Annotated in this window: 25 protein-coding genes and 1 tRNA gene; 3 read left to right on the forward strand and 23 right to left on the reverse strand. The window is 61.2% G+C overall.

Going from position 1 to position 23558, the window contains the following annotated elements; genetic code table 11:
• Positions 1-66: 66 nt before the first annotated feature.
• Positions 67-870: a 3-hydroxybutyrate dehydrogenase gene (locus tag FVE66_RS08065; protein WP_151446878.1), complete on the forward strand. Its 804-nt coding sequence runs from the start codon at positions 67-69 to the stop codon at positions 868-870.
• A gap of 108 nt (positions 871-978) precedes the next feature.
• Here the strand turns inward: FVE66_RS08065 and FVE66_RS08070 are convergent, their stop codons facing one another.
• Entirely contained in the window at positions 979-1632 is a 654-nt protein-coding gene (locus FVE66_RS08070) for a CoA transferase subunit B (protein ID WP_151446879.1), read from the reverse strand.
• A 36-nt stretch (positions 1633-1668) separates the two neighbouring features.
• Positions 1669-2367, reverse strand: a complete 699-nt coding sequence (locus tag FVE66_RS08075; protein ID WP_151446880.1) for a CoA transferase subunit A — start codon at positions 2365-2367, stop codon at positions 1669-1671.
• A 159-nt stretch (positions 2368-2526) separates the two neighbouring features.
• On the opposite strand from FVE66_RS08075, the gene FVE66_RS08080 reads away from it, so the two are divergent.
• Positions 2527-3123, forward strand: a complete 597-nt coding sequence (locus FVE66_RS08080; RefSeq protein ID WP_151446881.1) for a LuxR C-terminal-related transcriptional regulator — start codon at positions 2527-2529, stop codon at positions 3121-3123.
• On the opposite strand, the gene FVE66_RS08085 is transcribed toward FVE66_RS08080, so the two are convergent.
• Positions 3084-3533, reverse strand: a complete 450-nt coding sequence (locus FVE66_RS08085; protein ID WP_151446882.1) for an acyl-CoA thioesterase — start codon at positions 3531-3533, stop codon at positions 3084-3086. The two genes, FVE66_RS08080 and FVE66_RS08085, sit on opposite strands and share 40 nt — an antisense overlap.
• 10 nt (positions 3534-3543) lie before the next feature.
• The gene (locus FVE66_RS08090; protein WP_151446883.1) at positions 3544-4320 is read right to left on the reverse strand and encodes an SDR family oxidoreductase; all 777 of its coding nucleotides are present in this window, start codon (positions 4318-4320) and stop codon (positions 3544-3546) included.
• 169 nt (positions 4321-4489) lie between these two features.
• Between FVE66_RS08090 and FVE66_RS08095 the strand changes: the two genes are divergently transcribed.
• On the forward strand, positions 4490-6166 hold the full coding sequence (locus FVE66_RS08095) for an electron transfer flavoprotein-ubiquinone oxidoreductase (RefSeq protein ID WP_151446884.1): 1677 nt from the start codon (positions 4490-4492) through the stop codon (positions 6164-6166).
• A 117-nt stretch (positions 6167-6283) separates the two neighbouring features.
• Here the strand turns inward: FVE66_RS08095 and FVE66_RS08100 are convergent, their stop codons facing one another.
• The 19 genes from FVE66_RS08100 to tpiA form a co-directional block, all read right to left on the reverse strand.
• Positions 6284-6844, reverse strand: a complete 561-nt coding sequence (locus FVE66_RS08100; RefSeq protein ID WP_151446885.1) for an NUDIX domain-containing protein — start codon at positions 6842-6844, stop codon at positions 6284-6286.
• An 85-nt stretch (positions 6845-6929) separates the two neighbouring features.
• The gene (locus FVE66_RS08105; RefSeq protein WP_151446886.1) at positions 6930-7238 is read right to left on the reverse strand and encodes a DUF2818 family protein; all 309 of its coding nucleotides are present in this window, start codon (positions 7236-7238) and stop codon (positions 6930-6932) included.
• Positions 7239-7259: 21 nt separating this feature from the next.
• Positions 7260-8747, reverse strand: a complete 1488-nt coding sequence (gene nuoN / locus FVE66_RS08110; protein ID WP_151446887.1) for an NADH-quinone oxidoreductase subunit NuoN — start codon at positions 8745-8747, stop codon at positions 7260-7262.
• Between the two features lie 29 nt (positions 8748-8776).
• Positions 8777-10270: an NADH-quinone oxidoreductase subunit M gene (locus FVE66_RS08115; protein WP_151446888.1), complete on the reverse strand. Its 1494-nt coding sequence runs from the start codon at positions 10268-10270 to the stop codon at positions 8777-8779.
• Positions 10271-10291: 21 nt separating this feature from the next.
• Entirely contained in the window at positions 10292-12337 is a 2046-nt protein-coding gene (gene nuoL / locus FVE66_RS08120) for an NADH-quinone oxidoreductase subunit L (RefSeq protein ID WP_151446889.1), read from the reverse strand.
• Between the two features lie 59 nt (positions 12338-12396).
• Complete coding sequence (nuoK, locus tag FVE66_RS08125; protein WP_194164376.1) at positions 12397-12708, reverse strand: NADH-quinone oxidoreductase subunit NuoK; 312 nt, start codon at positions 12706-12708, stop codon at positions 12397-12399.
• Positions 12709-12714: 6 nt separating this feature from the next.
• Positions 12715-13344 carry an NADH-quinone oxidoreductase subunit J gene (locus tag FVE66_RS08130; protein WP_151446891.1) on the reverse strand — a complete coding sequence of 210 codons (630 nt, stop codon included), beginning with the start codon at positions 13342-13344 and terminating at the stop codon, positions 12715-12717.
• Positions 13345-13407: 63 nt separating this feature from the next.
• The gene (gene nuoI, locus FVE66_RS08135; RefSeq protein WP_151446892.1) at positions 13408-13896 is read right to left on the reverse strand and encodes an NADH-quinone oxidoreductase subunit NuoI; all 489 of its coding nucleotides are present in this window, start codon (positions 13894-13896) and stop codon (positions 13408-13410) included.
• Between the two features lie 25 nt (positions 13897-13921).
• Entirely contained in the window at positions 13922-14995 is a 1074-nt protein-coding gene (nuoH, locus tag FVE66_RS08140; RefSeq protein ID WP_151446893.1) for an NADH-quinone oxidoreductase subunit NuoH, read from the reverse strand.
• On the reverse strand, positions 14995-17325 hold the full coding sequence (nuoG, locus tag FVE66_RS08145; protein ID WP_151446894.1) for an NADH-quinone oxidoreductase subunit NuoG: 2331 nt from the start codon (positions 17323-17325) through the stop codon (positions 14995-14997). The genes nuoH and nuoG overlap by 1 nt, the downstream gene beginning before the upstream one ends.
• Before the next feature lie 117 nt (positions 17326-17442).
• Complete coding sequence (nuoF, locus tag FVE66_RS08150; RefSeq protein ID WP_151446895.1) at positions 17443-18738, reverse strand: NADH-quinone oxidoreductase subunit NuoF; 1296 nt, start codon at positions 18736-18738, stop codon at positions 17443-17445.
• On the reverse strand, positions 18735-19214 hold the full coding sequence (gene nuoE, locus FVE66_RS08155) for an NADH-quinone oxidoreductase subunit NuoE (protein WP_151446896.1): 480 nt from the start codon (positions 19212-19214) through the stop codon (positions 18735-18737). Before nuoE ends, nuoF begins: the two co-directional genes overlap by 4 nt.
• A 35-nt stretch (positions 19215-19249) precedes the next feature.
• Entirely contained in the window at positions 19250-20503 is a 1254-nt protein-coding gene (locus tag FVE66_RS08160) for an NADH-quinone oxidoreductase subunit D (protein WP_151446897.1), read from the reverse strand.
• Positions 20503-21099, reverse strand: coding sequence for an NADH-quinone oxidoreductase subunit C (locus FVE66_RS08165; RefSeq protein ID WP_151446898.1), 597 nt, complete (start codon positions 21097-21099; stop codon positions 20503-20505). The genes FVE66_RS08160 and FVE66_RS08165 overlap by 1 nt, the downstream gene beginning before the upstream one ends.
• 20 nt (positions 21100-21119) lie before the next feature.
• On the reverse strand, positions 21120-21596 hold the full coding sequence (locus FVE66_RS20330; RefSeq protein ID WP_194164361.1) for a NuoB/complex I 20 kDa subunit family protein: 477 nt from the start codon (positions 21594-21596) through the stop codon (positions 21120-21122).
• A 3-nt stretch (positions 21597-21599) separates the two neighbouring features.
• Positions 21600-21959, reverse strand: a complete 360-nt coding sequence (locus tag FVE66_RS20335; protein ID WP_194164362.1) for an NADH-quinone oxidoreductase subunit A — start codon at positions 21957-21959, stop codon at positions 21600-21602.
• Between the two features lie 122 nt (positions 21960-22081).
• A tRNA-Leu gene (locus tag FVE66_RS08175) sits at positions 22082-22166 on the reverse strand.
• Between the two features lie 85 nt (positions 22167-22251).
• Positions 22252-22680 carry a preprotein translocase subunit SecG gene (gene secG, locus FVE66_RS08180; RefSeq protein ID WP_151446899.1) on the reverse strand — a complete coding sequence of 143 codons (429 nt, stop codon included), beginning with the start codon at positions 22678-22680 and terminating at the stop codon, positions 22252-22254.
• Positions 22681-22720: 40 nt separating this feature from the next.
• A complete protein-coding gene (tpiA, locus tag FVE66_RS08185) occupies positions 22721-23467 on the reverse strand; it encodes a triose-phosphate isomerase (RefSeq protein ID WP_151446900.1) in 747 nt (248 codons plus the stop codon).
• Positions 23468-23558: the final 91 nt, after the last annotated feature.

Here is a 23558-nt window from a genome sequence, read left to right on the forward strand (position 1 = left end):
TTTACCGGTCGTTGCATTTAAAATCCGGGAAGGCACAACCATCATCCTCCACCACAAGGAAATAACATGCAAAGCTCATCCAGCTCATCGCTCAGGGGCAAGACCGCCCTGGTCACCGGTTCGACCTCGGGCATCGGCCTGGGGATTGCCCGCTCGCTGGCGGCACAAGGCGCCAATATCGTCTTCAACGGCTTTGGCGATGCTGCCGCAATCGCGGCATTGCAGTCCGAGGTGGCATCCGGGTTCGGGGTGAAAACTTTTTACCACGGCGCCGACATGTCGAAGCCGGAGCAGATTGCCGACATGATGCAGGCTGCGGCAAGGGAATTCGGGCAAGTCGATATCCTGGTGAATAATGCCGGCATACAGCATGTTGCCAACATCGAGGATTTTCCGGTCGAGAAATGGGATGCGATCATCGCCATCAACCTGAGCTCGGCATTCCACACCACGCGCCTGGCGCTGCCGGCAATGAAAGCCGCCAACTGGGGACGCATCATCAACATCGCGTCGGCCCACGGCCTGGTGGCATCGGCCCAGAAGTCTGCCTATGTCGCCTCCAAGCACGGCATCGTCGGCCTGACCAAGGCGACGGCGCTGGAGACCGCGACCACCGGCGTCACCTGCAATGCAATCTGCCCGGGCTGGGTGCTGACCCCGCTGGTGCAGAAGCAGGTGGACGCGCGCGCTGCGGCTGGCGGCATTTCGAATGATGAAGCGAAGAAGGACCTGCTGTCGGAAAAGCAGCCATCGGGTGAATTCGTCACGCCGGAACAACTGGGCGAACTGGCTGTGTTCATGTGCAGCGCTGCTGCCAACCAGGTGCGCGGGGTTGCCTGGAACATGGATGGTGGCTGGGTCGCGCAATAACTCTGCGCTACGCTGGGGCACAGGCTGGCAAGCCTGTGCCCGCCCTCAGGAACCGGGCGGGGGTGGGTTCAGTTCACGCCCCACCCTCCCCCTCGCCGCCCTGGATGATCAAGCCACCGCGCTGGTATCAAGCGGTGCGCCGGTCTTGGCCACGACTTCCTCGGCGGTCACGCCAGGCGCCAGCTCAACCAACTTGAGACCCTGGTCCGTGACGTCGATCACGCCAAGGTCGGTGATGATGCGGTTAATCACCCGCACGCCAGTCAGCGGCAGGTCGCACTCCTTCAGGATCTTGAACGAGGTCGAACCGTCCTTGTTCTTTGCCACGTGCTCCATCAGTACCACCACCTGCTTGACGCCGGCCACCAGGTCCATCGCGCCGCCCATCCCCTTGACCATCTTCCCCGGAATCATCCAGTTGGCGAGGTCGCCCCTCTCGGACACCTGCATCGCGCCCAGGATCGCGATATTGATCTTGCCGCCGCGGATCATGGCGAACGAGTCGGCCGAGCTGAAGTAGGAGGCGCCCGGCAATGCCGTCACCGTCTGCTTGCCGGCATTGATCAGGTCGGGGTCGACCGCGTCATCGGTCGGGAACGGGCCAATGCCCAGCAATCCGTTTTCCGACTGCAGCCACACTTCGATATCGTCGGGAACGTAGTTGGCCACCATGGTGGGCAGCCCGATCCCGAGGTTCACATAAAAACCGTCCTGCAATTCCTTCGCCGCACGCGCGGCCATTTCTTCACGAGTCCATGCCATGTCTGCTCTCCGTTTGTCTTGTCGTTCGCCGTCGCTTTACTTCGTGCGCACCGTGCGCTGCTCGATCCGCTTCTCCGGATTCGCATTGACGACGATGCGGTGAACGAAAATGCTGGGGGTGTGCACATGGTCCGGGTCGATCTCGCCGACTTCCACCAGCCTCTCGACCTCGACGATGGTGATCTTGCCGGCCATCGCCACGTTCGGATTGAAATTGCGGGACGTCTTGTTATAGACCAGGTTGCCCGCCTTGTCGGCCATGTAGGCCTTGACCAGCGAAACGTCCGGCACCAGCGAGCGCTCCAGCACATACTGCTGGCCGTCGAATTCGCGCAGGTCCTTGCCTTCGGCGACGATGGTGCCGACGCCGGTCTTGGTGAAGAATGCGGGAATGCCGGAACCGCCAGCGCGCAGCTTTTCAGCCAGCGTGCCCTGCGGCGTGAATTCCAGTTCCAGTTCGCCGGCCAGGTACTGGCGCTCGAACTCCTTGTTCTCGCCCACGTAGGAAGCGATCATTTTCCGGATCTGGCGGGTACCCAGCAGCAGGCCCAGGCCAAAGCCGTCCACGCCGGCGTTGTTGGAAATCGCCGTCAGGTTCTTCACGCCCGAATCCCGCACTGCGGCGATCAGCGCTTCCGGAATGCCGCACAGGCCGAATCCGCCCACTGCGATCGTTTGCCCATCCTTCACGACACCTGCAATTGCACTGGCGGCGTCGGGGTAAACTTTCTTCATACCAAGCCTCTTATTTTGTGTAAAGTATCAACCTGCCCGGCGTCTCCGGCCAGGCAGTCAGCAGCATAAGTTGCGCCCTGCGGCAGCACAATACCGTAGAAGTACGGAATACCGATTCTAATTCAACAATCCCGGTCCCCCGGCAAGCCCCCCGCAGACATGAGCGCTGTACTCCCGATCAACTTTGAAAGCATCTTCATGCACGCGCCGATCGGCATGTGCGCGTCCGAGAACCGCGTCATCCAGGCATGCAACCAGTTCCTGGCTGACATGTTCGGCTATCCGGCAGGCGCCCTGTGCGGGCAGTCTTTCTCGGTGCTCTACCCTTCAACCGACGAATTCGAGAGAACCGGCGCGCGCATCGTCCCGATCATGAATGCCCGTGGCCATTACTCCGACGAGCGCATCATGAAGCGTGCCAACGGCGAGCTTTTCTGGTGCCATGTCACGGGCAAGTCCCTGGTGAAGAATGATGTCCATGCGGTCGGCATCTGGACCTTCATCGACCTGAGTGCGAAGCGACCGGTCACCGCCGAACTGACGCCGCGGGAACGTGAAATCGCCGCGCTGCTGGTCGAAGGCAAGACCAGCAAGCAGATTGGCCGCCAGGTCGACCTGTCGCCGCGTACCGTGGAAATGCACCGTGCAAAGCTGATGCGCAAATTCAGCGCAGCGACCTCCAGCGAACTGGTCAACCGCTTGCTGGGCGTGACCCGTCAGGCCGCGCCGGCTTTGCCAATATCCAGCACCGACTGAGTCGGCTGCATGATCCGCGCCCGCTGCGCTTCCGACAGCGGCTGCGAGCGCTCCAGCAAATAGTTTACCCAGACCACCTTGGCAGCGCCCTGCGCGCACAGCACGGACGGCTGGTCGACCCGACGTATCTCCTGCCAGGTCTGTATGCTGCTGCGGCCGATCTCGCCGACCAGCATGCGGACCTCCACGTCGCCCGGATACTTCAACTGCTTCATGAAAGTGCAACTGGCATTGACCACAACCGGCCCCTCGCCCTGCGGATCCGGGGCGCAGCCGATTTCGCGCAACCAGTCGAGGCGCGCGTTCTCCATGTAGGTGAAGTAGACCGCATTGTTGACATGGCCCAACTCATCCATGTCAGCCCAGCGGATCCCGAGCCGGCTCACATGCACCAGCGTCCTGTCGCTCATGCCGCTGCCCTCACCAGGCCGTCATGCCGTCGTCGGCGGTCATGATCGCGCCATTGATGAAACGCGATTCATCGCCGGCCAGCAGAAGCAAAAGCCCGTCCAGGTCCGCTGGCTCACCCAGGCGCTTGCGGGGCAGCATGTTGACCAGCGCCAGGCCCTGCTCGCTGGCGAAGTGCTCGCGGTTGAGTTCGGTTTCGATATAACCGGGGCAGATTGCATTCACGTTGATGCCGTAGCGCCCCCACTCCACCGCCATCGATTTCGTCATGTGGAGCACGCCCGCCTTGCTGATGCAGTAGATGCCTATCTGCGGCAGCACCTTCAGGCCGCCGGCCGAGGCGATATTGATGATCCGGTGTTGCTTGTTGGGTTCGCCCTTGGCGCGCACGATCATGCGCTTGGCCACCTCCTGTGCGACGAAGAAGGCGCCACGCAGGTTGGTATCCATCACGTAGGCGTAATCCTCGGGCGTCACGTCGACCAGACGCTGCATCGCCGATACGCCGGAGTTGTTGACCAGGATGTCGATCGGGCCGGCCTCGGTCTCGGCATGGGCAATGGCCGCCTTGATGCTGGCGTAGTCGGTGACGTCGAGGCTGACTACATGGGCCGCGCCGCCGTTGGACTCTATCTCGGCGCGCAACTCCTTCAGCCGATCCAGCCTGCGGGCAGCGAGCACCACCTGCGCACCAGCCTGCGCCAGTATTTTCGCGAAGCGGGCGCCAAGGCCGCTGGACGCACCGGTGACCAGCGCGATCTTCCCTTCGAAATTGACTTCTATTCCCACGACATGTCTCCTCTTGCCCCCGCCAGGCAGCTGTTTAGCCAGGCCCCAGGGAACGTTATCATTGCACGAAGTCGCACCGTCCCGGCCGGTGATGCCTAGCATTCTCCCTCAAAATCCCGGACAATTCGTGCACTTGCTTTAAAACTATTCCAACGATTCCTGACTCCTCATGACCACCAACGCAGAACTCATCGAACAATTTGGCCCACGCGAAGCAATGGAGTACGACGTCGTCATCGTCGGCGGCGGTCCCGCCGGCCTGGCTGCGGCAATACGCCTGAAGCAACTGGCAGCCGAAAAGGGTGGCGAGGTCAACGTTTGCGTGCTGGAGAAAGGCGGCGAACTGGGAGCGCACATCCTGTCGGGCGCGGTAATGGATCCCCGTGCGATGAACGAACTCTTCCCGAACTGGAAAGAGCTGGGCGCCCCGCTGAACACGCCGGTGACTGAAGACCGCTTCATGTTCCTGACCGAAAGCAAGGCCTACAAGACGCCCGGCTGGATGCTTCCGGGCTGCTTCCAGAACCATGGCAACTATGTGGTCTCGCTGGCCAATGTCGTACGCTGGCTGGGACAGCAGGCGGAGGCGCTCGGGGTCGAAATCTTTCCTGGCTTTCCTGCCGCTGAAATCCTTTATAACGACGATGGCTCGGTGAAGGGCGTTGCCACCGGCAACATGGGTGTCGACCGCGAAGGAAATCCGACCGACGCCTTCCAGCTGGGCATGGAACTGCACGCGAAATACACGATGTTCGCGGAAGGCGCACGCGGGCATCTGGGCCGTCAGCTGATGAGCAAATTTGACCTCGCCCGCGATCGCGATCCGCAGACCTATGGCATCGGCATCAAGGAATTGTGGGAAATCGATCCGGCAAAACACCAGCCGGGCCTGGTGGTCCATACCGCCGGCTGGCCGCTCGATTCGGATACCTACGGCGGTTCCTTCCTCTATCACCTGGAAGACAACCTGGTTGCGGTCGGCTATGTGGTTGGCCTGGCCTACCAGAACCCTTACCTGTCGCCTTACGAGGAGTTCCAGCGCTACAAGACACATCCCGCCATCCGCCCATTCTTCGAAGGCGGCAAGCGCATCTCGTATGGTGCCCGCGCGATCGTCGCCGGTGGCCTGCAATCGCTGCCCAAGCTGAGCTTCGCCGGCGGCGTCCTGCTCGGTTGCGATGCCGGCTTCCTGAACGCCAGCCGCATCAAGGGCAGCCACGCCGCGATGAAGAGCGGCATGATGGCGGCAGAAGCGGCATTCGAGGCACTGGCAGCCGGCCGCCAGTCGGACGAGCTGGCCGCCTATCCGGCAGCCTTCGAATCGTCGTGGCTGCATGAAGAGCTGCATGTCGCCCGCAATTTCAAACCTTTCATGAGCAAGGGGCTGTACGCCGGCACGCTGCTGGTCGGCATTGACCAGGTCCTGTTCCGCGGCAAGGCGCCGTGGACCCTGCATCACCAGCATGCGGACCACGAAATGCTCAAGCCGGCGGCCAGCTTCAAGCCTATCGTCTATCCGAAGCCGGACGGCAAGCTGACCTTCGACCGACTGTCATCGGTGTTCATCTCCAACACCAATCATTCGGAAGACCAGCCGATCCACCTGACGCTGAAAAATCCGGACGTGCCGGTGCAGATCAACCTGGCAAAGTATGCGGGACCCGAGCAACGTTATTGCCCGGCCGGCGTGTATGAATTCGTGAAGACAGATGCCGGTGAGGACCGCTTGCAGATCAATGCGCAGAACTGCGTGCATTGCAAGACTTGCGACATCAAGGATCCTACGCAGAATATCGTGTGGGTGACGCCCGAAGGTGGTGGCGGGCCGAACTATCCGAACATGTAATATCCGAACATGCAATACAAATGCGGGCCGTGCAGGCCCGCATTTCATTTAACGTCGGTCAGAAGTTGCCGTGGTGGGGCGCGGCCGGCTTGGGTGCAATCACCGACGCCTGCAGCGTCAATCGCGAGCCGTCCACTCCCCGGCCAGGATCTTCTCCAGCCAGAACGTGCCGATCACCGTCTTCACGTCGGTGATTTTCCCTTCCCTCACCCACTGCAGCATGTCGTCCAGCGAGACCGAAATCGTCTCAAGGAATTCCTCTTCGTCCAGCTTCGCTTCGCCCGCAACCAGATCGCGCGCCAGGTAGATTTCGAGATGCTCGTCCGAATACGCAATCGCGTTATGGATCGTGCAAACATGCTGCCAGTTGCCAGCCGTGTAACCGGTCTCCTCGACCAGTTCACGCTGTGCGCACAGCAGCGGATCTTCCCCGGCATCGATTTTCCCGGCGGGAAATTCAATGAAGACCCTGTGCAAGGGATAGCGGAACTGCCTCTCCAGCAAGATCTTCCCGTCTGGCAGCAGCGGCAGGATGACGACAGCGCCGGGATGGCGGATATATTCGCGAGCGGCGGTGTTGCCGTCGGGCAGCCGGACCGTGTCGCGCGCAACAGTCAGGAAATGACCACTGTAGACCTGCTGGCTATCGACACAGCTTTCTTCCAGGTGCTTGTCCATGGGACTCCGTGCAGGGGAAAGAGGAACCAGGAAAAGGGAAGGAGGAAAAGCAGGGAAAGGACGCCGGCGGCAGCAAGCTTGCCACTCACTCGTGGCGCTGCCGCCTCAGGTAGCGGTAGGCAAATCCCGGGAAGGCCAGGACAAGGAAAAAACAGGCCGTGACTGCATAGAATTCCCAGTTCTGCGGGGCCACGTTGCCAGCCCGCGACTCGAGCAGGCGCGCAAGAAGGCCGACAGCGAAATACAGCACGATCAGTTCGAGAAGCCGCATCCAGAGCGGCTTGCTGCCACGCTTGAGCGCGACTGCGCCGAACAGGCGCTCATTGGCGAACGGGACGTTGGCAGCAAACGCTGCCAACAGGACCACGAACCAGCTTGAAAGGGAAATGTCCACCGATGGCGCGCCGGTGCCGGATCAGGACGCGAGCGTCCGGGTGATGGCGGCGATGCAGGCGGCCATCAGCGGGCCCGGCAGCAGGCCGAGGGCCACGATCGCCACGCCATTTGCCGACAGCGCAAAACGCATCTCGCCAGGCACGACGATGGGCGCAGTGTCGTTCGCATCGTCGAAGTACATCACCTTGATCACGCGCAGATAATAATAGGCGCCAATCAGCGAGAACAGGACCGACACCACGGCCAGCCAGACCTGCCCGGTGGCCAGCACCGACTGCAGCACTGCCAGCTTGGCGTAGAAACCGACCATCGGCGGCACACCGGCCAGCGACAGCATCAGGATCATCATGACCGCGGCAAACCACGGGCTGCGCTGGTTGAGCCCCTTGAAATCGTCGATGTTCTCGGCTTCAAAACCGGAGCGCGACAGCAGCATCACGACACCGAAGGTGCCAAGCGTGGTCAGCACATAGGTGAGCGTATAGAACAGCGATCCACTGTAGGCACTGGCTGCGGAAGCAGCATTGCTGCCGCTGAACACGCCTGCCAGCAGGCCGAGCAGCATGAAACCTGTTTGCGAGATGGTCGAATAGGCCAGCATGCGCTTGATGTTGGTCTGCACGATCGCCGTGATATTGCCGACTGCCAGCGAGAGTACGGCCAGCACCGTCAGCATCTGCTGCCAATCGACCGCCAGCGACCACAGGCCTTCCACCAGCAATCGCATGCAGATCGCGAACGCCGCCAGCTTGGGAGCACCGGCAATCAGCAGCGTGACCGAAGTCGGGGCACCCTGGTAGACGTCCGGTGCCCACATGTGGAACGGCGCGGCAACCAGTTTGAAGCCCAGGCCGGCAACCACAAACACCACACCGAACACCATTACCGTGCGGTTGACGGCACCCGAAGCTGCGGCGCGGGCGACTTCACCCAAGTCGAGCGAGCCGGTCGCTCCGTACAGCATCGAGATGCCATACAGCAGGAAGCCGGAGGCCATGGCGCCGAGCACGAAATATTTCATCGCCGCTTCGGTCGACACCGAGTGATTGCGGCGCAGCGCCACCAGCGCATAGAGCGACAGCGACATCAATTCCAGGCCGAGGTAGATGATCAGGAAGTTATTGCCCGAGATCATGACCATCTGGCCCAGCAGTGAGAACAGCGCCAGCACGTAGAACTCGCCGCCCAGGTCGCCACTCAGCATGCCGCGCTGGGTGGTGTACTGGCGCGAATAGATCAGCGTCATGCCCACTGCCAGATAGGAGAACAGCTTGAGCAGGCTGGCCATCGGATCCGAAACGAAAGCGTTGCGGAAGGTGTAGGTCGTGGCGCCTGCGCTGAAATCGGCGAACGAGAGGCAGCCGCACACGACCAGGGTCGCCAGCGCCAGCCAATAGGTCAGGTTGCGCCGGGCCGCCGGCAGGAACATGTCGATCAGCAGGATCGCGCAGGTGGCGATCAGCAGAAAGATCTCGGGATACAGCGGAGCCAGATTCAGGTTGTTCATGTTTTGCGTTTGGTTGCGTCTGCGGTCGACTACTGAGCCAGCTTGGAAACGGAAACGTGCTTGAGCAGGTCGGCGACCGAGGTCTGCAGCGTGTCGGTGACCGGCGCCGGCCAGACACCCATCACGATCACCGCAATGGCGAGCACGCCGAGCATCAGGAATTCACGCGTATTCAGGTCGGCGAGCGCCGCGACATGCGGATGCTTCACCTCGCCGAACGCCACGCGCTTGACCAGCCACAGCGAGTATGCGGCGCCAAAAATCAGCGCGGTCGCTGCCAGCAAGCCGATCCAGAAATTGAATTGCACGCTGCCCAGGATCACCATGAACTCGCCGACGAAACCGGAGGTCGCCGGCAGGCCGCAGTTGGCCAGCGAGAACAGGACGAAGAAGGTGGCAAAGCGCGGCATCACGTTCACTACCCCGCCGTAGTCGGCGATCTCGCGCGAATGCACGCGGTCGTACAACACCCCGATGCACAGGAACATGGCGGCCGACACGAAGCCGTGCGAGATCATCTGCATTACCGCGCCCTGCACGCCCATGTCATTGAAGACGAAAAAGCCAAGCGTGACGAAGCCCATGTGAGCGATCGAGGAATAGGCGACCAGCTTTTTCATGTCGGCCTGCACCAGCGCGACCAGGCCGATGTAGATGACGGCGATCAGCGACAGCGTGATCACGAACGGCGCCAGGTAGTGGCTGGCATCGGGCGTGACCGGCAGCGAGAAGCGCAGGAAGCCGTAGCCGCCCAGCTTCAGCATGATCGCAGCCAGCACGACCGAGCCGCCGGTCGGTGCTTCGACGTGGGCATCCGGCAGCCAGGTGTGTACCGGCCACATCGGCACCTTGACCGCGAACGCCATCAGGAAAGCGAGGAAGATCAGGATCTGCGTGCCCATCGCCAGCGGCAGCTTGTGCCACGTGAGGATGTCGAACGAGCCGCCCGATTTGTTATAGAGGAACAGCAATGCCACCAGCATCAGCAGCGAACCGAAGAAGGTGTAAAGGAAGAACTTCAGCGCCGCATACACCCGGTTCGGACCGCCCCAGACGCCGATGATGATGAACATCGGGATCAACGTGGCTTCGAAGAACACAAAGAACAGCATCGCGTCGACCGCGCAGAACACGCCGATCATTGCGCCCGACAGGATCAGGAAAGCACCCATGTATTGCGACACGCGCTTCTCGATCACTTCCCAAGCGGAGATCACGACGATCACGGTGATGAACGCGGTCAGCGGGACGAACCAGAGCGACAAGCCGTCGACGCCGAGGTGATAGAAGATGTTGAAACGCCCTATCCATTCGGTTTTCTCGACGAATTGCATGCCGTGCGCGGCATTGTCGAATTTCTGGATGAGCGGCAGCGTCACCAGGAAGCTGACGACGGAGCCCAACAGCGACACGCCGCGCACCAGGCCAGGATTATCATCACGGCCGAAGGCCAGTATGAACGCGCCGAACAGGATCGGCAGCCAGATCGCGAGGCTGAGATAAGGAAGAGTTGACTGCATGATTTTCTTTTCTTTTACCTGCCGTTATTTCAAGTAAGGAAGCAGCAACAGATATCCGAGATACAGCGCGATCCCGAGAATCATCGTGAATGCGTAGTGATAGATGTAGCCGGTCTGCAGCGTACGGGTGATGGCGGACAGCCAGCCGACGGCGCGTGCGCTGCCGTTGACGATCAGGCCGTCGATCAGGCTGCGGTCGCCGGCGTTCCACAGGCCGCGGCCGAGGGCGCGGGCGCCGCCGGAAAACACGACATCGTTGAACTTGTCCATGTAGTACTTGTTGTCCAGCAGCTTGTAGATGCCGCTGAAGTTACGGTAGAACCAGGCCGGGACGCGCGGATTGATCATGTAGCAGTAGTAAGAGCTGGCGACACCGGCCAGCGCCAGCCAGAACGGCGCAGTGCTCAGCCCGTGGACAGCCATAGCGACGGCGCCATGCCAGTGGCCGGCCAGCTCTTTCATGGCTTCATGCTTGTCGCTGACGAACACGACGCCTTTGAAGAAATCGCCGAACAGCATCGGGCCGATGGTGAAGAAGCCGATCAGCACCGAAGGGATGGCCAGCAAGATCAGCGGCAAGGTGACGACCAGCGGCGCCTCGTGCGGCTTCTGGCCAGGGGCCAAGCCGTGGTGATGCTCGTCAGCATGCTCGTCATGGCTGTGATCCTGGTGCTCGTCATGATGCGGCTTGCCAAAGCGCTCTTCTCCGTGGAACACCAGGAAGTACATGCGGAACGAGTAGAAGGCCGTGACGAACACGCCGGCCAGCACGGCAAAGTAGGCAAAGCCGGCGCCAGGCAGGTGGCTGGCGTGAACTGCTTCGATGATGCTGTCCTTCGAATAGAAGCCCGAGAAGAACGGCGTGCCGATCAGCGCCAGCGAACCCAGCAGCGAAGTGATCCAGGTGATCGGCATGTATTTGCGCAGGCCGCCCATGTTGCGGATGTCCTGGTCATGGTGCATGCCGATGATGACGGCACCCGCGGCAAGGAACAGCAACGCCTTGAAGAATGCGTGGGTCATCAGGTGGAACACGGCCACCGAGTAGGCGGATGCGCCCAGCGCGACGGTCATGTAACCAAGCTGGGACAGCGTGGAATACGCGACCACCCGCTTGATGTCGTTCTGGATGATGCCGAGGAAGCCCATGAACAGCGCAGTAATGGCGCCGATCACCAGCACGAACGACAAGGCCGCATCCGACAACTCGAACAGCGGCGACATGCGGGTCACCATGAAGATGCCGGCCGTGACCATGGTCGCGGCGTGGATCAGTGCGGAAATCGGGGTCGGGCCTTCCATCGAATCCGGCAGCCATACGTGCAGCGGAAACTGGGCCGACTTGCCCATGGCGCCGATGAACAGGCAGATGCAGGCGACGGTCAGCAGCATCCAGTCACTGCCCGGCAGGGTCAGTTGGGCCAGCGCCTCGCGCTTGGCGAACACTTCGGCGTAGTTCATCGAGCCCGCGTAGGCCAGCAGCAGGCCGATGCCGAGGATGAAGCCGAAATCGCCGACGCGGTTGACCAGGAAGGCCTTCATGTTGGCGAAGATTGCGGTCGGGCGGGTGTACCAGAATCCGATCAGCAGGTAGGACACCAGGCCGACAGCTTCCCAGCCGAAGAACAGTTGCAGGAAGTTGTTGCTCATGACGAGCATCAGCATCGAGAACGTAAACAGCGAGATGTAGGAGAAGAAGCGGTTGTAGCCTTCGTCCTCGGCCATGTAGCCGATCGTGTAGATGTGGACCATCAGCGAGACGAAAGTCACCACGCACATCATCATCGCGGTCAGGCTGTCGACCAGGAAGCCGATCTCCAGCTTGACCCCGGCGACAGTCATCCAGTTGTAGATGGTGCCATTGAAGCTCGCGCCGTCCATCACCGCCAGCAGGGTCTGGCACGAGATGATGAAAGCGACCAGCACGCCGAGTATGGTCACGGTATGCGAGCCGGTACGGCCGATCTTGTTGCCGAAGAACCGGGTGCCGAACAGCCCGGCTATCGCCGCCCCTGCGAGCGGTGCCAGCGGTACTGCCAGCAAGAGGTTAGGGTTGAGTTGCCCCGCCATGATGAACCTTGTGGTTATTTTGTGGTTGTCTGCTGTTTATCGATATTCGTGAGCCGGGACTAGCCCTTGAGCGCGTCCAGGTCTTCGACATTGATGGTGTCGAGATTACGGAACAGCAGCACCAGGATGGCCAGGCCGATCGCTGCCTCGGCCGCAGCCACGGTCAGGATGAAGAACACGAAAACCTGCCCGGCTGCGTCCCCGAGGTAGTACGAGAACGCGACGAAATTGGTGTTCACCGCCAGCAGCATCAGTTCGATCGCCATCAGCAGCACGATGATGTTCTTGCGGTTCAGGAAAATGCCGACCACGGACACCGAGAACAGGATGGCGCCGAGGATCAGGAAATGGGCGAGAGACAGAGTCACGATATCCCCTTATTGCTTGTCGCTGGCAGCGGCAGGCGCCGGCCGCTCGGTTTCGGATTTCATCTTCACCACGCGCAGGCGGTCGGTGCTCTTGACCTTGGATGCCGCAGCGGGATCGAAGTACTTGCTGTCCTTGCGCCGGCGCAGCGTCAGCGCTACGGCGGCAACAATGCCCAGCAGCAGGATGACCGCCGCCACTTCGAAAGCGAAGATGTACTGGGTGAAGATCAGCTTGCCCAGTTCCTTGGTGCTGCCCAGTGTGGAGGAGACAGCAGGCACCTGGGCGTCGGTGGCCAGGAAGCCGCGGAACAGCACCGCGGCCATCTCCAGCACGATGATGACGCCGATGGTGGCAGCAAACGGGAAATAGGACCAGAAATTCTCCCGCAACTTGCCAACGTCGACGTCGACCATCATCACCACGAACAGGAACAGGACCATCACCGCGCCGACATACACCAGCACCAGCACGATGGCGAGGAACTCCGCCTTGAGCAGCATCCAGATAGCGGCGGCGGTAAAGAACGTCAGCACCAGGTACAGTGCGGCTTGCACCGGATTGCGATCGGTGACGACGCGCGTCGCCGCAACCACGAGGATCGCAGAAAACACATAAAACAGCGCAGATTTGAATTCCATGATGGACCAGTCAGTACCGGTGGCGCGCCGGCTGTAGCCGGTGACGCCACCTTGTTTTATTAATCAGCGATAAGGAGCGTCGGCTGCACGGTTGGCGGCAATTTCCTTCTCGTAGCGGTCGCCGACGGCGAGCAGCATCTCTTTCGTGAAGTACAGGTCGCCGCGCTTCTCTCCGTGGTACTCCAGCACCTGGGTCTCGACGATCGAATCAACCGGGCAGGATTCTTCGCAGAATCCGCAGAAGATGCATTTGGTCAGGTCGATGTCGTAACGCGTGGTGCGGCGGCTGCCGTCATCACGTTGCTCCGACTCGATAGTGATCGCCAGTGCCGGGCAGACCGCTTCGCACAGTTTGCAGGCGATGCAGCGCTCTTCGCCGTTCGGGTACCGGCGCAACGCGTGCAGGCCACGGAAGCGCGGCGAAATCGGCGTCTTCTCTTCCGGGAACTGGACGGTGATCTTGCGAGCGAACATGTACCGGCCCGTGAGGGCCAGTCCCTTGAACAGCTCGCGCAGCATCAGGCTGCCGAAAAAATCCTTGATCGCTTCCATGTTTGTGCCTTGTATTGCTTTTGCGTTACTTCCAGATATTCCAGGGGGTCTGCATCCAGACCGCGACGATCACCAGGTAAGCCAGCGTCAGCGGAATGAACACCTTCCAGCCCAGACGCATGATCTGGTCGTAGCGATAGCGTGGGAACGATGCGCGCGCCCAGATGAAGATCGATACGACCAGGAAGGTCTTGACGCCCAGCCAGATCCAGCCCGGCACCCAGTTCAGCAGCACCGAGTTGATCGGCGACATCCAGCCGCCGAGGAACAGCAGCGAAGCCAGCGCCGAGAACAGGATCATGTTCGCGTATTCGGCAAGGAAGAACATAGCGAACGACATGCCGGAATATTCGACCATGTGGCCGGCGACGATCTCGGACTCGCCTTCGACCACGTCGAAGGGATGGCGATTGGTTTCGGCAATGCCGGAGATGATGTAGATCACGAACATCGGCAGCAGCGGCAACCAGTTCCAGGACAGGAAAGTCAGGCCACGGTCGGCGAAATAGCCGGTCCCCTGCAGCATCACGATCTCCGAAATGTTCAGCGAACCGGACACCATCAGCACGATGACCAGCACGAAGCCCATCGCGATCTCGTACGAAATCATTTGCGCCGACGCCCGCATTGCGCCAAGGAAGGCGTATTTGGAGTTGGACGCCCAACCGGCGACGATCACGCCATAGACCTCGAGCGAGGTGATCGCCATCACGAACAGCAGCCCGGCGTTCAGGTTGGCAAGCGCCATCTCCGGGCCGAACGGGATGATGACCCAGGCCACCAGCGCCGGCATGATGGTCATCACCGGCGCGATCACGAACAAGGCCTTGTTCGACTTGGCCGGCACCACGATCTCTTTCAGCAGCAGCTTGAGCGCATCGGCGATCGGTTGCAGCAGCCCCAGCGGGCCGACGCGATTCGGTCCGAGCCGGATGTGCATCCAGCCGATCAACTTGCGCTCCCACAGGGTCAGGTAGGCGACGCAACCCATCAGCGGCAGCACCACGCAGACGATCTTGATCAGGTTCCAGACGGCTGGCCAGAAATAGCCGAACACACCCTGGCCCGCGGCATTGACAGTAGCCAGAATTCCATCCATCAGACTTTCTCCACGCTGATTGCGCCAAACATGCTGCCCAATGCACTGGTCGAAGGGTGACCGGCGGCGACGCGCACGACGCTTGCCGGCAGCCGCTCATCGACGGACACGGTCAGCACCGCACTCCCCTGCCCCTGCTTCACGCGCAACTGGCTGCCGTTGGCGACGCCAAGCTGTTGCGCCAGCACTGCCGAAATGATCGCTTGCGGAGTCCGGGCGTCGTTCGTCAGTTGCAGCGAAGGCGCACGGCGGACGATGGAGTCGGTCGAATAGATCGGTACCAGTCCGACCCGTTCAAGCGACTGGCCACCTGCCACGCCACGTTGCGGCGACAAGGCAGCAATGTTATTGAGGCGGGATGCCAGGTTCACTTCGGCCGAGACAGCACCCAATACCTCGTCGCGCACCGATTCCGACGTTTCGTAGTCGAAGCCCTGCAGATCCAGCAGGTTGCCCAGCACGCGCAGCACTTTCCAGGCGGGACGGGTGTCGCCGGCAGGCTTGGCCGAACCATTGAAACTTTGCGCCCGGCCTTCGCAGTTGACATAGGTGCCGCTGGTCTCCGACCAGGGCGCCACCGGCAGCAGCACATCCGCATGGTCCATGCCATGCTTGTAGGCGGACATCACGACGACCATCTCGGCCTGGTCAAGCGCGCTGCGCGCCAGTTGCGGGTCGTGGCAATCGAGTTCCGGCTCGGCATGCAGGACCAGGTAGGCCTTGCGCGGCTGGGTGAAGAATTGCAGCGCGTTGCCGCCGTTGCGTGGCAATGCGCCGGCAATGTGGCCGCCGACCGTGTTGGCGGCTTCGGTCAGGTAACCGAAGCTGGCGCCGCTTGCCTCAGCAATCCACTGCGCAGCGGCGTGCAGTTGCGAGGCCTGCGGATGGTGTGCGACCGCATTGCCGAGCAACACCGCGCGCGGCTCGCCCGACAGCAGGCTGGCGGCAGTCTGCCTGGCTTGCGGCGATGGCTCGATGCCTTCGAACCCGGCGGGAGCGGCCACGCCCTTGGCGGCAGCCACCGCGGCGATGACGCCGCCGAGTTCTGCCAGCCAAGCGGACGGGGCTGCAATGATCTTGTTGGCGACCGGCATCAGGAGGTCGTCATCGGTTGCGTGCAGCACCGAGATGGCGCCGCCGCGCTTGGCCGACTGCCGCAGGCGTGCTGCCAGCAGCGGATGATCCTTGCGCAGGTTCGATCCGATGACGAACGCGCGCCGGAGCTGGCCGAATTCGGCGACCGACATGCCCAGCCACGGCGTGACCGTGCCAGTCAGGGTGAAATCCGACTGACGCAGGCGGAAGTCGACATTGTCAGAACCCAGTCCGCGCACGACTTTCTGCAGCAGGCTCAGCTCTTCCAGCGTTGAATTGGGTGCGGCGATGGCGGCGATCGCATCGGCGCCATGCTCGTGACGGATGTTGCGCAGGCCGTGTGCAACGTATTCCAGCGCGGTCTGCCAGTCGGTCTCTATCCATTTGCCGTCCTGCTTGAGCATCGGGCGGGTCAGGCGCTCGGCGGAATGCAGGCCTTCATAGGCAAAGCGGTCGCGATCGGACAGCCAGCATTCGTTGACATCTTCGTTCTCGAGTGGCAGCACGCGCATCACTGTGCCGGACTTGACCTGGACAATCAGGTTGGATCCCAGGCCGTCATGCGGCGAAACCGATTTGCGACGCGACAGTTCCCAGGTGCGGGCGCTGTAGCGGAACGGCTTGGAGGTCAGGGCACCAACCGGGCACAGGTCGATCATGTTGCCCGACAGTTCCGAATCCACCGTCTTGCCGACGAAAGACGTGATTTCCGAATGCTCGCCGCGGCCCAGCATGCCGAACTCCATCACGCCCGCCACTTCCTGGCCGAAGCGCACGCAGCGGGTGCAGTGGATGCAGCGGGTCATCTCTTTCATCGAGATCAGCGGACCGGCATCTTTCGGCGCCACGACACGCTTCTCTTCCGCGTAGCGGGAAGACGAAGATCCATAGCCGACCGCGAGATCCTGCAACTGGCACTCGCCGCCCTGGTCGCAGATCGGGCAATCCAGCGGATGGTTGATCAGCAGGAATTCCATCACGCCCTTCTGGGCCTTGACCGCCTTGTCGCTGTGGGTGTGCACCACCATGCCATTGGTGACAGGCGTGGCGCAGGCCGGCAGCGGCTTGGGCGCTTTTTCAACCTCGACCAGGCACATGCGGCAGTTGGCCGCAATGGACAGCTTCTTGTGATAGCAGAAATGCGGAATGTAGGTGCCGAGCTTGCTGGCAGCGTCCATCACCATGCTGCCTTCCTGCACTTCCACCTTCTTGCCGTCGATTTGGATTTCGATCATATCCTTGCTTCTCATTTCGCCCCCTCCACTTCAAGGGGAGGGTTGGGGTGGGGACGGGCTTCTGCCAAACACCTTCATCCCCCTGCAAAAAATGCTTAAGTCTGCTTTTAAGTCTGCCTATACGTAGGCCGGCACCAGACAATGTTTGTGCTCGATGTGGTACTCGAACTCGCTACGGAAGTTCTTGATCATCGCCCGCACCGGCATCGCCGCGGCATCGCCCAGCGCGCAGATGGTGCGGCCCTGGATGTTGTCGGCAATCTCGTTGAGCATGTCGAGGTCGTCCTGGCGGCCCTCGCCGTGCTCGATGCGGTGAACCATGCGATACATCCAGCCTGTTCCTTCGCGGCACGGGGTGCACTGGCCGCACGACTCTTCGTAATAGAAATAAGAGAGGCGCAGCAGCGACTTCACCATGCAGCGGGTGTCATCCATCACGATCACGGCGCCCGAACCCAGCATCGAGCCAGCCTTGGCGATCGAGTCATAGTCCAGGTCGGTGTTCATCATGACTTCACCAGTCAGCACCGGACTGGACGAACCGCCAGGGATCACGGCCTTGATCTTGCGGCCATCGCGCATTCCGCCGGCCAGTTCCATCAGCTTGGCGAACGGCGTGCCCAAGGGCACTTCGTAATTGCCGGGCCTGGCAACGTCGCCCGAAATCGAGAAAATCTTGGTGCCGCCGTTATTCGGCTTGCCCAGCGCCGCATACGCCTCGCCGCCCATCTTCAGGACAAATGGCACCGCCGCAAAAGTCTCGGTGTTGTTGATCGTGGTCGGCTTGCCGTACAGGCCGAAGCTGGCCGGGAACGGCGGCTTGAAGCGCGGCTGCCCTTTCTTGCCTTCGAGCGACTCCAGCAGCGCGGTTTCTTCGCCGCAGATATACGCGCCGTAGCCGTGAAAGGCGTGCAGCTGGAAATTGAAGCCGCTGCCGAGTATGTTGTCGCCCAGCAGGCCGGCCGCGCGGGCTTGCTCGAGCGCTTCTTCGAAGCGCGCGTAGCTATCCCAGATTTCGCCGTGGATGTAGTTGTAGCCGACCGTGATGCCCATCGCGTAGGCGCCGATTGCCATGCCTTCGATCAGGGCATGCGGGTTGTAGCGCAGGATGTCGCGGTCCTTGAATGTGCCTGGCTCGCCCTCGTCGCTGTTGCATACCAGGTATTTCTGGCCCGGGAACTGGCGCGGCATGAAGCTCCACTTCAGGCCGGTCGGAAAGCCGGCGCCGCCACGGCCGCGCAGCGAGGATGCCTTGAGCTCGGCGATGATCTGCTCGGGCGTGATCTTTTCGTTCAGGATGCGCTTGAGCGACTCGTAGCCGCCACGCTTGACGTAGTCGTCGAAGCCCCAGTTCTGGCCATCGAGTCCGGCAAGTATCAGCGGCTGGATATGACGGTCGTGCAGGCAAGTCATTTCTTCAGTTCCTCCAGCAGCGCGTCGATCTTGTCATTCGACATCCAGCTGCACATGCGCTTGTTATCCACCAGCATGACCGGTGCGTCGCCGCACGCGCCCATGCACTCACCCTCTTGCAGGGTGAACTGGCCGTCCGCCGTGGTTTCGCGGTAATCGATGCCGAGCCGCTCTTTCAGGTGATGCGCCGCGCGCTCGCCGCCGGACAGCGCGCACGGCAGGTTGGTACATACCGTCAGCTTGTGGCGGCCGACCGGCTTGGTGTTGTACATGGCGTAGAAGGTCGCGACCTCCTGCACCGCGATGGCCGGCATGCGCAGGTAGTCAGCGACTTCCTGCAACAACACCGGCGACAGCCAGCCCTGCTCGTCCTGCGCGATCGCCAATGCAGCCATCACGGCGGATTGCCGCTGGTCTTGCGGGAACTTGGCGATCTCGCGATCGATCTTTTTATACGCTTGCTCGGATAACAGCATCGTCTTGCCTTTGGGTGCGGCCGCGCCTTGCGGTCTTATCTATCAATCTCGCCGAACACGATGTCCTGGGTGCCAATGATGGTGACCGCGTCGGCGATCATATGGCCCCTGGACATGTCGTTCAGTCCCTGCAGGTGCGGAAAACCGGGTGCGCGGATCTTCAGCCGGTACGGCTTGTTGGCGCCGTCGGACACCAGGTAGATGCCGAACTCGCCCTTCGGATGTTCTATCCCCACATAGGCCTCGCCCGGCGGCACATGAAAGCCCTCGGTGAACAGCTTGAAGTGGTGGATCAGCTCTTCCATGTTGGACTTCATGTCCACGCGCGAGGGAGGCGCAACCTTGTGGTTGTCGCTCATCACCGGGCCGGGATTGTTGCGCAGCCATTCGACGCACTGCTTGATGATGCGGTTTGACTGGCGCATTTCTTCCACCCGGACCAGATAGCGGTCGTAGCAGTCGCCATTGGTGCCGACCGGGATGTCGAAATCGAGCAGGTCGTACACTTCGTACGGCTGCTTGCGGCGCAGATCCCATTCGACGCCGGAACCGCGCAGCATCGGGCCGGTAAAGCCCATCGCCAGCGCCTGCTCGGGCGACACCACGCCGATACCGACCAGCCGTTGCTTCCAGATCCGGTTGTCGGTCAGCAGCGTTTCGTACTCGTCGACATAACCCGGAAAGCGGTTGGTGAAGGCCTCGATGAAATCGAGCAGCGAGCCCTGGCGGGTTTCGTTCAGCGCGCGGATTGCCTTGTCATTGCGGATCAACGATGCCTTGTGCTGCGGCATGGTGTCAGGCAGGTCTCGGTAGACGCCGCCCGGACGGTAATACGCGGCATGCATGCGGGCGCCGGAGACGGCTTCGTAGCAGTCCATCAGGTCTTCGCGTTCGCGGAAGGCGTACAGGAACACGCCCATCGCACCGACGTCGAGCCCGTGCGCACCCAGCCACAGCAGATGGTTCAGCAAGCGCGTGATCTCGTCGAACATCACGCGGATGTACTGCGCGCGCAAGGGCACTTCGATGCCCATCAGCTTTTCGATCGCCATCACATAGGCGTGCTCGTTGCACATCATCGACACATAGTCCAGGCGGTCCATGTACGGCACCGACTGCAGGTAGGTCTTTTGCTCCGCCAGCTTTTCGGTCGCGCGGTGCAGCAGGCCGATGTGCGGATCCGCACGCTGGATGACTTCGCCGTCAAGCTCCAGCACCAGGCGCAGCACGCCGTGTGCCGCGGGATGCTGCGGTCCGAAGTTCAGGGTGTAATTCTTGATCTCAGCCATTATTTGATCCCGTAGTTCTCTTCCCGGATGATGCGCGGCACGTTCTCGCGCGGCTCGATCGTCACGGGTTGATAGATCACGCGCTTCTGATCGGCGTCGTAACGCATCTCGACATAACCGGACACCGGGAAGTCCTTGCGGAACGGATGACCGATGAAGCCATAGTCGGTGAGGATGCGACGCAGGTCGCGGTGACCTTCAAACAGCATGCCGTACAGGTCGAAAGCTTCGCGCTCGAACCAGTTGGCGGCGGGCCAGATGTCGCACAGTGAAGGCACGACCGGCAGCTCGTCGTCCGCTGCGAACACGCGCACCCGCAAACGCCAGTTATGCCTGATCGACAACAGGTGGGTAACGGCAGCAAAGCGCAAGCCGTCCCAGGCACCGTCGCCGTAGGTCGAATAGTCGACGCCGCACAAGTCAATCAACTGCTCAAAGCGCAGGTCGGCGTGGTCGCGCAGCACGCGCATGGCAGCCAGCGAATTCGACGCCTTGACGACGATCGTGATCTCGCCCAGTGCGACGGTCAGTTCCTGGATATGGTCGCCCAGCGCGTTGCGAAGGGCTGCTTCCAGTGTTTCGAGTTTGGTGGTCATGGTCGTTGGCAGCGTGGCTTTCAGCGCGCGATGGTGTTGGTGCGCTTGATCTTGTTCTGCAGCTGCATGATCCCGTACAGCAGGGCTTCTGCAGTGGGCGGACAGCCCGGCACGTAGATATCGACCGGCACGATCCGGTCGCAACCGCGCACCACCGAGTAGGAGTAATGGTAGTAGCCGCCGCCGTTGGCGCAGGAACCCATGGAAATTACCCAGCGCGGCTCGGCCATCTGGTCATACACCTTGCGCAGCGCCGGCGCCATCTTGTTGCACAGCGTTCCGGCGACGATCATCACGTCGGACTGGCGTGGCGAGGGACGGAACACGACGCCGAAACGGTCCATGTCGTAGCGCGCCGCACCGGCATGCATCATCTCGACCGCGCAGCAGGCCAGACCGAATGTCATCGGCCACATGGATCCGGTGCGGGTCCAGTTGATCAGCTTGTCAGCAGTGGTGGTGACAAACCCTTCGTTCAATACGCCTTCAATAGACATGGCTCATTCCCAATCAAGGGCACCTTTCTTCCATATGTACCAGAATCCGACCGCGAACTCGATGATGAATACCATCATCGTCAGGAATCCCTGCCAGCCCAAATCCCGCGAGGCCACGGCCCACGGGAAGAAGAAGGCTGTTTCAAGATCGAACAGGATGAACAGGATCGCCACCAGATAGTAGCGGACGTCGAATTTCATGCGCGCGTCTTCGAAGGCCTCGAAGCCGCATTCGTAGGGGGAGAGCTTGGCATCATCCGGCTTGTGCGGCGCCATCAGTCGACCAAGAACCTGGGGAGCGATACCGACACCGATGCCGACCAGGATGAACAGCAGGACGGGAAGATAGTTTTCGAGATTCACGGCATTTCCGTTTATCGGGTGGAGGTCACCCGTCGCACGACCCGCCGGGCCGCAACGACAAGTCCTTCGGCAAAAAGCCAGCAAAGGATGGACCCTCGCTGGCTTTTTTGATTCTTAATGTCTGGTGCCGACGGCGAGACTCGAACTCGCACAGCTTGCGCCACTACCCCCTCAAGATAGCGTGTCTACCAATTTCACCACGTCGGCATTAGCCTTAGATTTTAACCGCTTTTGGCACTCTTTTTCAACGAAGAATTGCATCAAAACAAGAGAGAAAGCAGTCCAAAAGCGATTATTTCGGGATTTGACCCGATTGGCCCGGCGCAGCAGGTGCTGCGCTCGCCGGAACCGGCGAATTTACAGCCGGGGCCGCTGGCGCTGCTGGCGCCGAGGCGGCGGGAGCGGCCGGTGTTGCCGGGGCTGACTGAACCGGAATGCCGCTCGCGGGAAGCTTGTCCATCACGCCGCCAGTGCCGGTTGCCGGCCGGCTTCCGAGAAAGGCCAAGGCGAGCGTGGCAACGAAAAATATTGCTGCGGCAACGGCGGTGAACCGGGAAAGGAAGTTTGACGATCCGCTCGCACCAAACAGGCTGCCGGATGCGCCCGAGCCGAAGGCCGCACCCATGTCCGCACCTTTTCCGTGCTGGATCAGCACGAGCCCGATGATGGCCAGTGCCGACAGCACCTGGACGACGACGATTATGGTGTGCATTGCATTCATTGTTTGATTCCAGTGTTTAAATTGAGCAGGCGATCTGTATTCAGCATGCCCGGATAATTGATAGAAAGTCGAGAGCCTTGAGCGCGGCGCCACCAATCAGGCCGCCATCGATGTCAGGCATCGCCAGCAACTCGGCGGCATTGTCGGGCTTCATGCTGCCGCCGTAGAGAATCGGTACGACCTCGGCAGCAGCCGGGCTTTTCTGGTTCAGGCGCGAACGCAGCAATCCGTGTACTTCCTGCGCCATTTCCGGCGTTGCGGTCTTGCCCGTGCCAATCGCCCACACCGGCTCGTAGGCTACAACGATGCGGGTGACTTGCTCGACCGACAGTGCTGCCAGCACCGCATCGAGCTGGCGCGTCACCGTGGACTCGGTCTGCCCCTGCTCGCGCTCCTGCAATGTTTCACCCACGCAAACGATGGGGACCAGTCCGGCCGCCACCGCACGCAGCGCCTTTGCTGCGACCATGTCATCGTCTTCACGATGATAGGAGCGGCGCTCGGAGTGACCGACGATCACGTAGCGGCTGCCGAAATCAAGCAACATGGAGGCCGATACTTCACCAGTGTAGGCACCGGATTCGTGAACCGACACATCCTGCCCGCCCCAGCGCACCGGCGACCCTGCCAGCGCGTCGCGGCACTGAGCCAGGTAGGGCGCAGGAACGCAGACGGCAACCTCGCAGCGCGCTTCCCCCATGCCGGAACGAATGCCAGTCAGGAGCACCGCATTCGCGGCGAGGCTTCCATTCATTTTCCAGTTGCCGGCAATGAGCTTGCGACGCATAGTCCACCGTTGTTTTGAATAACCCGTGATTCTAGCCCGGCGTGGTTGACACGGTCAAACCAAAGGGCCGGGAATGATGAGAAAACAGGCT

It is taken from the genome of Lacisediminimonas profundi, from assembly GCF_008831265.1.
GTDB lineage: Bacteria > Pseudomonadota > Gammaproteobacteria > Burkholderiales > Burkholderiaceae_D > Lacisediminimonas > Lacisediminimonas profundi.

Bases quoted from the DNA above. Each gene is read 5' to 3' on its own strand.
- FVE66_RS08160 (WP_151446897.1), bottom strand. From the start codon at position 20,503: ATGGCTGAGATCAAGAATTACACCCTGAACTTCGGACCGCAGCATCCC.
- FVE66_RS08095 (WP_151446884.1), top strand. From the start codon at position 4,490: ATGACCACCAACGCAGAACTCATCGAACAATTTGGCCCACGCGAAGCA.
- FVE66_RS08065 (WP_151446878.1), top strand. From the start codon at position 67: ATGCAAAGCTCATCCAGCTCATCGCTCAGGGGCAAGACCGCCCTGGTC.
- FVE66_RS08070 (WP_151446879.1), bottom strand. From the start codon at position 1,632: ATGGCATGGACTCGTGAAGAAATGGCCGCGCGTGCGGCGAAGGAATTG.
- FVE66_RS08085 (WP_151446882.1), bottom strand. From the start codon at position 3,533: ATGAGCGACAGGACGCTGGTGCATGTGAGCCGGCTCGGGATCCGCTGG.
- nuoI (WP_151446892.1), bottom strand. From the start codon at position 13,896: ATGGAAGCGATCAAGGATTTTTTCGGCAGCCTGATGCTGCGCGAGCTG.
- FVE66_RS20330 (WP_194164361.1), bottom strand. From the start codon at position 21,596: ATGTCTATTGAAGGCGTATTGAACGAAGGGTTTGTCACCACCACTGCT.
- FVE66_RS08165 (WP_151446898.1), bottom strand. From the start codon at position 21,099: ATGACCACCAAACTCGAAACACTGGAAGCAGCCCTTCGCAACGCGCTG.
- nuoH (WP_151446893.1), bottom strand. From the start codon at position 14,995: ATGGATGGAATTCTGGCTACTGTCAATGCCGCGGGCCAGGGTGTGTTC.
- nuoG (WP_151446894.1), bottom strand. From the start codon at position 17,325: ATGATCGAAATCCAAATCGACGGCAAGAAGGTGGAAGTGCAGGAAGGC.
- FVE66_RS08075 (WP_151446880.1), bottom strand. From the start codon at position 2,367: ATGAAGAAAGTTTACCCCGACGCCGCCAGTGCAATTGCAGGTGTCGTG.
- nuoN (WP_151446887.1), bottom strand. From the start codon at position 8,747: ATGAACAACCTGAATCTGGCTCCGCTGTATCCCGAGATCTTTCTGCTG.
- tpiA (WP_151446900.1), bottom strand. From the start codon at position 23,467: ATGCGTCGCAAGCTCATTGCCGGCAACTGGAAAATGAATGGAAGCCTC.
- nuoE (WP_151446896.1), bottom strand. From the start codon at position 19,214: ATGCTGTTATCCGAGCAAGCGTATAAAAAGATCGATCGCGAGATCGCC.
- nuoL (WP_151446889.1), bottom strand. From the start codon at position 12,337: ATGGCGGGGCAACTCAACCCTAACCTCTTGCTGGCAGTACCGCTGGCA.
- FVE66_RS08130 (WP_151446891.1), bottom strand. From the start codon at position 13,344: ATGGAATTCAAATCTGCGCTGTTTTATGTGTTTTCTGCGATCCTCGTG.
- FVE66_RS08100 (WP_151446885.1), bottom strand. From the start codon at position 6,844: ATGGACAAGCACCTGGAAGAAAGCTGTGTCGATAGCCAGCAGGTCTAC.
- nuoF (WP_151446895.1), bottom strand. From the start codon at position 18,738: ATGACTTGCCTGCACGACCGTCATATCCAGCCGCTGATACTTGCCGGA.
- secG (WP_151446899.1), bottom strand. From the start codon at position 22,680: ATGAATGCAATGCACACCATAATCGTCGTCGTCCAGGTGCTGTCGGCA.
- FVE66_RS08080 (WP_151446881.1), top strand. From the start codon at position 2,527: ATGAGCGCTGTACTCCCGATCAACTTTGAAAGCATCTTCATGCACGCG.